Source organism: Shewanella sp. SACH (genome assembly GCF_001887095.2).
Lineage (GTDB): Bacteria > Pseudomonadota > Gammaproteobacteria > Enterobacterales > Shewanellaceae > Shewanella > Shewanella baltica.
The window spans coordinates 63,016-72,005 of record NZ_MPDG02000009.1; the positions used below are offsets into that span (position 1 = coordinate 63,016).

An 8,990-nucleotide genomic window follows, 5' to 3' on the forward strand; every position below is an offset into this window, starting at 1 on the left:
TATCTATAAAGCGGCCATGTGCCGCTTTTATATTTAGTCAGATTGTTGGATATTCGATTCGTTTAATTCAGATGGAAAACAATAAAAGTCACGTAATTAAGGTTGAGTTAATCCTGTTGTGGTAGTTGCAATTTATTGGTTTTAAACAGATTTAGATCTATATCACAGCTAATTGTAAATTCGTGTAAAGAAGATTAAATAAAAACACTTCTCATTTATATTGCCTGCAATTCTAAGACGAAAGGTCTAATTGAGGTGTTGGCAATGGTATTTAAATATTCAGTTTTAGGTTTGGCCGTAGGTTCGGCATTAATGGCTATGCCTGTGTTGGCAGAGGTGGCTAGCGACGCAAATATCGAGCGCATTAATGTCACTGGCCGCACTTTTAACGATTATAAAGTGGGTACAGCATCAGGCGCCATGCGCGGTGATATCGACTTAATGGATACCCCACAATCAGTTAATGTGATCCCCGATTTTGTCACGGACGAACAGCTGGCGACTAACCTCGCTGAAGTGTTAGTTAACGATTCGAGCGTGACGGCAGGAACTACACGCTGGAACCGCCAAGTCTTTAGTATCCGTGGCTTCGAGTTAGATTCTGGTAATGGTTATCTCATCAATGGCCATCAGCAATGGTCCCACTACGTACAACCCATCGAAACCCTGCAGCAAGTCGAAGTGTTAAAAGGCCCTTCGAGCATGTTGTATGGTCAATCTGGCCCCGGTGGTTTAGTGAATATGGTCACTAAGAAACCAACCTATGATTCAATGCTTAACTTAGGTTTTGATACCGATGGCTACGGTTCTACCCGTGCACAGCTCGATGCGGGTGGCAGTTTAAACGAAGCACAAAGTATTCGTTATCGCAGTGTGTTAGTGAAGCAAGACACTAAATACTGGCGTGAGTATTCCGCTAATGATGAGAACCAAGAGCGCGATCGCTGGTTAGGTTATCTCAATATGGAATTTGACCTAAGCGACGATTTGTTACTGTCGGTTAAATACGACCATACCCAAGATAAAGCGGGTATCGATGCGGGTGGTTGGTTAAATAAACAAGGTAATGTCATTGGCGAACGTAAAACCGTTTGGGATGCGCCTTGGGCCTTTACTGACAATACAGTGTCAAACTTAGGTGCCGATCTGACTTGGCATATGAGTGACAACTGGAAAGTCAAAGCGGGTTATAACGATCAGCAGTTTAATCGCCAACGTTTTGATTCTGCGCCGCAATATACAGAAGACCCATTCACCAAAGGCTATAGCATCAAGCCATTCGATCGTTACGACGATTGGCAGCATAAAACCGCTTATGCCGATTTCACCGGTGAATTTGCATTGGCGGGAATGCAGCATCAACTGCTGATTGGGGCTAACTATCTCGATTATTTCTATCAGCAACAAATTCACCGTGGGGCAGCTCAAACGGTTATTCCTAGGCAGCAAGTTATTCAACCTGCTCTCGATTACCACACAAAACCCAAAGGCAATGCGAGTACCTATAAGTATTACGGTTTCTACCTGCAGGATTTAATGACGCTTAACGAACAATGGAAGTTGCTCGCTGGCGTACGTTACGACGAACAGAAGAAAGACGGTGAAGGTGAAAACAGCTATGCCGTGTCGCCTAAGTTTGGGGTGATTTACTCGCCTATGACTAATGGCAGCGTTTACGTTAATTACTCAAAGAGCTTCACGCCAAAAGGTACTGTGAATAACGAGTATGATGTAAATAATAAGCTTAATTTAAAGCCAGAATACGGTATTCAATATGAAGTGGGCACTAAGTGGGAATTGTTTGACGATAGTCTGTTATTAACCGCTGCAGTGTTCGATATTACACTTGAGAACATCACTATTTCAGAAAAGTTATCCTCACCAATAGGTGATTTTACTGATATCACCACTCAAGGTGGCGAACAGAAGCACCGTGGCTTTGAAGTTGGTGCCCAAGGTCAGTTAGGCGATAGCTGGTTTGTGACTTCTTCTATGATGTATTTAGATGCCGAATATAAAACGGGTGCTGGCAAGATCGATGGGAAAATCTTAGATGGTAAAACTCCCGTCGATGCGCCTGAGTGGTCGGCTAATATCTGGACCCGTTACGAAGTGACTGACAATTTTGCGATGAACTTTGGTGCTATTTATGTGGGTGAGCGCTTCGCCGATAAAGATAACAGCATTACTAAAGACGGCTATGTGCGTTTCGATATAGGTGCAGCCTACACTATGGATATCATGGGTAAAGATGTGAGCCTTCGTGCCAACGTTAGAAATCTATTTGATACTGATTATATTGATGGTGGTCAGTACAATATGGTCACTATCGGCCAAGGCCGTAACTTTAGTCTTGCTGTCGAAGCTAAGTTTTAAATTTATTAGGTTTTAAATTCATTTAAAGCAGCTTGTCCTTAAAGGGCAAGCTGCTTTTTTATTGGCTGATGTTTAAGTTCACTATTACAGAACGATAAAAAATACGCCGGAACATGCGAAACAGTGTTTCGAATACTAGCAAAAAAGTTTCGTTTCACTATAATGCATCTTTCGAATCGAAACTTACCTGAAAGGTTTTATGAACAAACGAAACACACAGCAGCGTCGCCACAGCATAATCACCATATTGAACGAACAGGGTGAAGTGAGTGTTGATGAACTGTCGTTACGTTTTGAAACCTCAGAAGTGACTATTCGCAAAGATCTCGCAGCGCTTGAGAAAACAGGCCTGCTGCTGCGCCGTTACGGTGGCGCCGTGGCGATTCCTGACGAAGTGACCCAACAGTTTTCTGCCAAAATCGCGCCTAATAAACTGTCTATTGCGAAAACCGCCGCGCAGCTGATCAAAGATCACAATCGCATTATTATTGATAGCGGCACTACGACTTCTGGCTTGATTGAACAGCTGAACGATAAGCGTGGGCTGGTGGTCATGACCAATGCGCTGCACCTTGCTAATGCCATCCATGAACTCGAAAACGAGCCAACCTTATTGATGACCGGTGGAACTTGGGACCCGCATTCTGAATCCTTTCAAGGTCAAGTCGCCGAGCAAGTATTGCGCTCATATAACTTCGATCAACTATTTATCGGTGCCGATGGTATCGATCTTGAACGCGGCACTACCACCTTTAACGAGTTAACTGGCCTAAGCAAAGTCATGGCCGAAGTGTCCCGTGAAGTGATCGTTATGGTGGATTCTGACAAAATAGGCAAGCGGATCCCTAACTTAGAGTTGCCTTGGGCCAAAGTCAGTGTGTTGGTCACCGACGATCGTATCGACAAGAGTGCGCTAAAACAAATTTCAGATCAGGGCGTGCGAGTCATGCTAGCGCCCTACGCTCATGAGTGAGTGCAAAATAACTTAACAACTTCATTTTTAATTTATAGGTAAAGACTATGTGTGGAATCGTAGGCGCTGTGGCGCAAAGGGATGTGGCTGAAATTCTAGTAGAAGGCTTACGCCGCTTAGAATATCGCGGATATGACTCCGCAGGCGTTGCCGTTATTCACAATGGTGAACTCAATCGCACGCGCCGCGTTGGCAAAGTACAAGAGCTTTCAGCAGCGCTTGAAACCGATCCATTAGCGGGCGGAACCGGTATCGCGCACACTCGCTGGGCGACCCACGGTGAACCGAGTGAGCGTAATGCTCACCCGCATTTATCGGAAGGTGATATCGCGGTGGTGCATAACGGCATTATTGAAAACCACAATAAACTGCGCGAGATGCTTAAAGGTTTAGGCTATAAATTTAGCTCTGATACCGATACCGAAGTGATTTGTCACTTAGTACACCATGAGCTGAAAACTAACAGCACTTTGCTTTCTGCCGTGCAAGCCACAGTGAAACAACTCGAAGGCGCCTATGGCACTGTTGTTATCGACCGCCGCGACAGCGAGCGTTTGGTTGTGGCTCGATCTGGTAGTCCTTTGGTGATTGGTTTTGGTCTAGGTGAAAACTTTGTCGCCTCTGATCAACTGGCACTCTTACCTGTGACTCGTTCATTCGCCTTTTTAGAAGAAGGTGATGTGGCCGAAGTAACCCGTCGCAGCGTGAGTATTTTCGACTTAAACGGTAATGCCGTTGAGCGTGAAGTCAAAGAATCTGAAATTACCCACGATGCTGGTGATAAGGGCGAATATCGCCACTACATGCTTAAAGAGATTTACGAGCAGCCATTGGCACTGACGCGCACTATCGAAGGCCGTATCGCAAACAAGCAAGTATTAGATACTGCCTTTGGTGATAACGCGGCTGAGTTCTTAAAAGATATCAAACACGTGCAAATCATCGCTTGTGGCACTAGCTACCATGCGGGCATGGCGGCGCGTTACTGGTTAGAAGATTGGGCTGGCGTATCGTGTAACGTCGAAATTGCCTCTGAATTCCGTTATCGCAAGTCGCACTTATTCCCAAATAGCCTATTAGTGACGATTTCACAATCTGGTGAAACTGCAGATACTTTAGCGGCCATGCGCTTAGCGAAAGAAATGGGTTACAAAGCCACATTGACGATTTGTAATGCGCCAGGTTCATCACTGGTTCGCGAATCTGACATGGCTTACATGATGAAAGCGGGCGCCGAGATTGGTGTGGCATCCACTAAAGCCTTCACAGTACAGCTTGCTGGCTTGTTAATGTTGACTGCGGTGATCGGTCGCCACAATGGTATGTCTGAGCAAATGCAGGCCGACATCACTCAAAGCTTACAATCTATGCCAGCTAAAGTGGAACAAGCTTTAGGGCTAGATGCTGCGATTGCTGAACTGGCTGAAGATTTTGCCGATAAACACCATGCATTATTCCTTGGCCGTGGCGATCAATACCCGATTGCGATGGAAGGTGCGTTAAAGCTGAAAGAGATTTCTTACATTCATGCTGAAGCGTATGCCTCTGGCGAATTAAAACACGGCCCATTAGCGCTTATCGATGCCGATATGCCTGTGATTGTCGTTGCGCCAAACAATGAATTGCTCGAAAAACTGAAATCGAATGTTGAAGAAGTGCGTGCCCGTGGCGGCTTAATGTATGTGTTTGCCGATGTGGATGCCGAGTTCGAGTCGGATGACACGATGAAAGTGATTCCAGTGCCACACTGCGATATATTTATGGCGCCGCTGATTTACACTATTCCGCTACAGCTATTGTCCTACCATGTTGCGTTGATAAAAGGTACCGACGTGGATCAACCACGCAACCTAGCAAAATCTGTAACAGTAGAATAAATATAAGCATTTAAATAAAAACCGCCTTTATTGGCGGTTTTTTCATTTAGATTCACAACAAAACGACGCTTAACTTACAGCAATAGTAAATGCTGGTGGCTTAGCTTTCTATGCTGGAATGGCATCTAGCTCGTGCTGCTTTTTTGCCTCAATGCGTTTCCATACTTTGTCATGGAAGTAAAACACTACAGTGTTAATCGCGGGTTCAACTAAGGCCACTGCGCCGCCGACGATCACGCTGCCGGTTAATAAATAGGTTACGGTAAAAGCGACGCTAAAATGGAGTACGGCAAAAGTAAGTGTCTTAGTCATGATCTTGTCCTCTAAATGGGCTCCCAGCGGGAATACCTAGATGATAACAATTCTCATTAAAATTAAAAGCCGTGTTTTCAGATTAGTTTAAACGGTTTTATCTATTTATCAGTTGTAAAAAACATAAAGCCCTCACTCATGAGGGCTTTGGGCTGCTAGCAGTAAAGTAAAGCGCTGCTAATAAACTAGTAATGCCAAGGGAAGGCGGAGAAATCTTGATCGCGTTTCTCGAGGAAGGCATCGCGCCCTTCCTGCGCTTCGGCGCTCGCATAGGCTAAACGCGTCGCTTCACCGGCGAATAATTGCTGGCCGACCATACCATCGTCAGTCATGTTAAAACCGTATTTAAGCATACGCATAGCCGTAGGCGACTTAGAGTTAATCTCTTTGGCCCACATTAATGCCTCGGTTTCTAGCTCTGCATGGGGAACGGATTTATTGACCATACCCATGTCGAAGGCTTCATCGGCGCTGTAGTTAAAACCACAGAAGAAGATTTCGCGGGCACGTTTTTGACCTATCATTTTGGCGAGATAAGCGCTGCCATAACCTGAGTCGAAGCTCGCTACGTCGGGATCAGTCTGCTTAAATATCGCGTGTTCTTTCGAGGCTAAGGTTAAGTCGCATACTACGTGTAAGCTATGGCCGCCACCTACCGCCCAGCCCGGCACTACGGCGATGACCACTTTAGGCATAAAGCGGATCAGGCGTTGCACTTCTAATATATGTAAGCGGCCCATTCTGGCTTGATCGGCTTTACCTTCTTCGGCGCCTTCATATTTATAGCCATCTTTGCCGCGAATACGTTGATCTCCACCCGAACAGAACGCCCAGCCACCATCTTTTGCCGAAGGACCGTTACCCGTTAGTAGTACACAACCTACATCAGACCATTGGCGCGCATGATCGAGTGCGATAAATAACTCATCAACGGTTTTAGGTCTGAAGGCGTTGCGGCACTCAGGGCGGTTAATGGCAATGCGAACTGTGCCGTGGGCTTTAGCTCTGTGGTAGGTGATGTCGTCGAATTGAAATCCACTGACTTCATCCCATAGGGTGGGATCAAAAATGTCTGATACTTGTTGGGTCATGATTCATAGGCCTTTGTGCTGTAATGCCTCAAAGGCTAGGCGGAATCATATATAAGGTCAATCACCTAAGCCTAAAGCTTAGCGCTATATAGCAAAATCCCGTTTGCCTATGAGTTGGTGATGGTTAGAGGTGATCACAGAGATAAAGCTGATTATCTTTGCTGAACACTGGATGTTCTGGCGCCATAGTGCCGCAATAGTTAGCTTTAAAGTCGGCAATAGACTCGGGTGTCATTGGAATCTGATTAAAGGCTTCGAGTTCTAATGTCGACAAGCGCTCGACGATGTCGGTTCTTACCTTAGCCAGTTTATGGTCGATTTTTATGATTTTTGTTCCCGTCATAGAGTCAACTTTATTCTCTATTTTTTTGACCATAGCCTCAGTCTTTGCAATAGGAGCATCTAATTTATCTGTTTCTGTGTATAAGTAATACAAAGCACCCGCGAGTAGCGCCAATATGAGCCAACCTTTCATCTTTTAGTCCAACATAAGTGAATAACCATTAAGAATATGGGTATAATAAGCTAGTTTTCGTCCAATATTAAAGCAGTAAAAGGCTGTAACGATGAACTCAGAATCTAACAACAAGGACTATTCGAAAACCAATCGAATTAAGATTCACCAGCCAGATGCGAGTAAAGCGGATCGCTTTAACCCTCGTAATCGGATTTATGTCCGAGCCATAGACGGTTTGTGGAGTAGCTTACGTCGCCGCATGGGCTGGATTGCCATGTTATTTTTCCTGCTTTTACCTTGGATCCCTTGGGGCGACCGTCAAGCTGTATGGTTTAACTTAGGCGAACAAAAGTTTCACGTCTTCGGTTTAACGATTTGGCCGCAGGATCTCACCTTGCTCGCAGCGTTGTTTATGATAGCTGCCTTTGCGCTGTTTTTTGTGACCACCTATCTTGGCCGCGTTTGGTGTGGATACACTTGCCCCCAAACAGTATGGACCTTTATGTTCATCTGGTTCGAGGAAAAACTTGAAGGTGCGCGCAATAAACGCATTAAGTTAGATCAAATGCCATGGAGCTTTGACAAACTCTGGCGTAAAACGGCAAAACATACGGCCTGGCTATTGCTTTCACTGATGACGGCGATGACCTTTGTGTCCTATTTCGTGCCGAGCCGTGAAGTCTATGTCGACGTCTTTACGCTTAATGCTTCTGGCGGTATCTACTTCTGGGTCGTGTTCTTTACACTTGCCACATACGGCAATGCGGGTTGGATGCGTGAAATCATGTGTATCCACATGTGCCCTTATGCTCGTTTCCAAGCGGCCATGTTCGATAAGAATACCTTTATCGTAGGTTACGATACTAAACGTGGTGAGACTCGTGGTCCGCGTTCGCGTAAGGATGACCCAAAAGAGCTAGGCCTTGGCGACTGTATCGACTGTGATTTATGTGTGCAGGTATGTCCTACCGGTATAGATATTCGTAACGGTCTGCAATATGAGTGCATTAACTGCGGTGCTTGTATCGATGCCTGTGACCAAACTATGGATCGTATGGGTTACGAGAAAGGGCTTATCAGCTATACCACTGAGAACAAGTTAGAAGGTATAAAGCAAAAAGTACTGCGACCTAAGCTTGTCGGTTATGGCGTGGTATTGATGGCGATGATATTAGTCTTTATATACTCCAGTGCGACCATAGCACCTGTGCGTATGGACATCATTCGTGATCGTAACCAGCTCTATAGAGAGAACAACCAAGGTTTGATTGAAAACACCTTCACCTTGAAGATTCTTAATAAGACAGAGCAATCCCACGAATACACTATGAGTGTCGAAGGATTGGACCACTATAAATGGTACGGTCCAACTTCGGTCACTATTGCGGGTGGTGAAGTATTAACGTTACCTATAAGTGTCGGCATCGATCCGGTTGAGCTTTCTCGTTCAGTTACTGACATCGAGATCAAAGTGAAAACCCATATCGACGGTGAAGAAGTCGAAGTTGAGCAAGAAACTCGCTTCTTCAGCCCATAGATAACAGTATTAATGATGATCTAACTGAGCGTGACTCATATAGATTGTCAGACGTAATCGAGACAAAGGGGCTTTTTAGCCCCTTTTTTATACGTATCGTTTGATAAGTAAACGTCTAAACCATTAATCGTTATTTTCCTACAAAAAGCCCTTGCGCACTTTCTCAATCTCCCTATAATGCGCATCCACTGACACGGCAGACAGCGAAAGCAAGCTGACCAGTTAGCTTGAATTGAATGGCTTACTCTATGTTGAGAATGGCACTTAATTCAATCGCAGCAAGAAGTTGAAAAAACTCCTTGACGCGAAACGGGAAATGCGTAGAATACGCAGCCCTAGCCACCTGGAAGCGTTCGGCGCTCAGTGT

The 8,990-nt window shown here is 45.2% G+C and carries 7 protein-coding genes; 4 read left to right on the top strand and 3 right to left on the bottom strand.

Annotated features, from left to right (window positions below):
• Positions 1 to 264: 264 nt before the first annotated feature.
• The 3 genes from BM607_RS20690 to glmS all read left to right on the top strand — a co-directional run bounded on the left by BM607_RS20690 (position 265) and on the right by glmS (position 5,226).
• The gene (locus tag BM607_RS20690) at positions 265 to 2,376 is read left to right on the top strand and encodes a TonB-dependent receptor (RefSeq protein ID WP_071940708.1); all 2,112 of its coding nucleotides are present in this window, start codon (positions 265 to 267) and stop codon (positions 2,374 to 2,376) included.
• A 199-nt stretch (positions 2,377 to 2,575) separates the two neighbouring features.
• On the top strand, positions 2,576 to 3,349 hold the full coding sequence (locus tag BM607_RS20695; protein ID WP_006084759.1) for a DeoR family transcriptional regulator: 774 nt from the start codon (positions 2,576 to 2,578) through the stop codon (positions 3,347 to 3,349).
• 47 nt (positions 3,350 to 3,396) lie between these two features.
• Positions 3,397 to 5,226, top strand: coding sequence for a glutamine--fructose-6-phosphate transaminase (isomerizing) (gene glmS / locus BM607_RS20700; RefSeq protein ID WP_006079348.1), 1,830 nt, complete (start codon positions 3,397 to 3,399; stop codon positions 5,224 to 5,226).
• A 108-nt stretch (positions 5,227 to 5,334) separates the two neighbouring features.
• On the opposite strand, the gene BM607_RS20705 is transcribed toward glmS, so the two are convergent.
• From BM607_RS20705 to BM607_RS20715, 3 genes are all read right to left on the bottom strand, one after another.
• On the bottom strand, positions 5,335 to 5,538 hold the full coding sequence (locus BM607_RS20705) for a DUF2061 domain-containing protein (protein WP_006079349.1): 204 nt from the start codon (positions 5,536 to 5,538) through the stop codon (positions 5,335 to 5,337).
• Between the two features lie 185 nt (positions 5,539 to 5,723).
• On the bottom strand, positions 5,724 to 6,629 hold the full coding sequence (locus BM607_RS20710) for a 1,4-dihydroxy-2-naphthoyl-CoA synthase (protein WP_006084758.1): 906 nt from the start codon (positions 6,627 to 6,629) through the stop codon (positions 5,724 to 5,726).
• Between the two features lie 124 nt (positions 6,630 to 6,753).
• A complete protein-coding gene (locus tag BM607_RS20715; protein WP_006079351.1) occupies positions 6,754 to 7,104 on the bottom strand; it encodes a hypothetical protein in 351 nt (116 codons plus the stop codon).
• A gap of 91 nt (positions 7,105 to 7,195) precedes the next feature.
• Here BM607_RS20715 and ccoG point away from each other — a divergent pair, with 91 nt between their 5' ends.
• Positions 7,196 to 8,623, top strand: a complete 1,428-nt coding sequence (gene ccoG / locus BM607_RS20720) for a cytochrome c oxidase accessory protein CcoG (protein ID WP_006079352.1) — start codon at positions 7,196 to 7,198, stop codon at positions 8,621 to 8,623.
• The last annotated feature ends 367 nt before the right edge of the window (positions 8,624 to 8,990 follow it).

Excerpts from the sequence above, each read along its gene's own strand:
- BM607_RS20690 (WP_071940708.1), top strand. The coding sequence starts at position 265 with ATGGTATTTAAATATTCAGTTTTAGGTTTGGCCGTAGGTTCGGCATTA.
- BM607_RS20695 (WP_006084759.1), top strand. The coding sequence starts at position 2,576 with ATGAACAAACGAAACACACAGCAGCGTCGCCACAGCATAATCACCATA.
- glmS (WP_006079348.1), top strand. The coding sequence starts at position 3,397 with ATGTGTGGAATCGTAGGCGCTGTGGCGCAAAGGGATGTGGCTGAAATT.
- BM607_RS20705 (WP_006079349.1), bottom strand. The coding sequence starts at position 5,538 with ATGACTAAGACACTTACTTTTGCCGTACTCCATTTTAGCGTCGCTTTT.
- BM607_RS20710 (WP_006084758.1), bottom strand. The coding sequence starts at position 6,629 with ATGACCCAACAAGTATCAGACATTTTTGATCCCACCCTATGGGATGAA.
- BM607_RS20715 (WP_006079351.1), bottom strand. The coding sequence starts at position 7,104 with ATGAAAGGTTGGCTCATATTGGCGCTACTCGCGGGTGCTTTGTATTAC.
- ccoG (WP_006079352.1), top strand. The coding sequence starts at position 7,196 with ATGAACTCAGAATCTAACAACAAGGACTATTCGAAAACCAATCGAATT.